Source organism: Pseudomonas sp. (assembly GCF_037994325.1).
In the GTDB taxonomy this organism is placed as follows: Bacteria; Pseudomonadota; Gammaproteobacteria; order Pseudomonadales; family Pseudomonadaceae; genus Aquipseudomonas.
In genome coordinates, this window is the sequence record NZ_JBBNAH010000186.1 from 1 (window position 1) to 1,056 (window position 1,056).

Below are 1,056 nucleotides of genomic sequence, written 5' to 3' on the forward strand. Positions count from 1 at the left end.
CCACTGGACCAAAGATTTCCCGGCGTACCACCTCGTCGTCTTGCAGGGCGCCGGCCAGTACGGTGGGCTCAAAGAAGAAGCCTGGGCCGTCGACCTTTTTGCCGCCCGTCAGCACCTTGATATGCGGGATGGCGCGGGCGCGTTCGACAAAGCCGGCGACGCGGTCCAGGTGCTGTTGGGTAATCAGCGGGCCCAGCTCGGTGCCGTCGTCATCCTGCACGCCGTATTTGATGGTGCTTACCGCTTCAGCCAGCTTGCTGACGAATTTTTCGTAGATGCCTTTTTGCGCATAAATGCGGCAGGCGGCGGTGCAGTCTTGGCCGGCGTTGTAGAAGCCAAAGGTGCGAATACCTTCAACGGCGGCGTCGATATCGGCGTCGTCGAAAATCACCACCGGCGCTTTGCCGCCCAGTTCCATATGCATGCGCTTCACCGTGTCGGCGGTGCTGGCGATGATATTGCTGCCCGTGGCCACGGAACCGGTGAGCGAAACCATGCGCACTTTCGGGTGGTTAGTCAGTGGCGCACCGACTGTCGGGCCACGGCCAAACACCACGTTAAGTACACCAGCCGGGAAAATATCGGCGGCCAGTTCAGCCAGGCGCAGGGCGGTCAACGGGGTTTGTTCGGAGGGCTTGAGCACCACGGTATTACCGGCGGCCAAGGCTGGGCCGAGTTTCCAGGCGGCCATCATCAGCGGGTAATTCCACGGCGCGATGGAAGCCACTACGCCCACCGGATCACGGCGAATCATTGAGGTATGGCCTGGCAGGTATTCACCCGCTGCGGAGCCGCCCATCACCCGGCTGGCGCCAGCGAAAAAGCGGAATACATCGGCAATTGCCGGCAGCTCATCATTAAGTGCGGCGTTGTACGGTTTGCCGCAATTCTGCGACTCCAGCCGCGCCAGCTCTTCGGCATTGGCGTCGATCACATCGGCCAGCTTAAGCATCAACAGCGAACGGTCTTTTGGCGCGGTTTGCGACCAGCTATCGAAGGCCGCGTCGGCGGCGCGTACAGCGGCGTCAACCTGGGCTTCGCTGGCTTCATTAATGC

At 61.4% G+C, this 1,056-nt stretch carries 1 protein-coding gene; it reads right to left on the reverse strand.

Annotated features, from left to right (window positions below):
- The coding region (locus AAAB16_RS06230) for an aldehyde dehydrogenase family protein (protein WP_340662550.1) at positions 1-1,056 on the reverse strand (1,056 nt) is incomplete at both ends.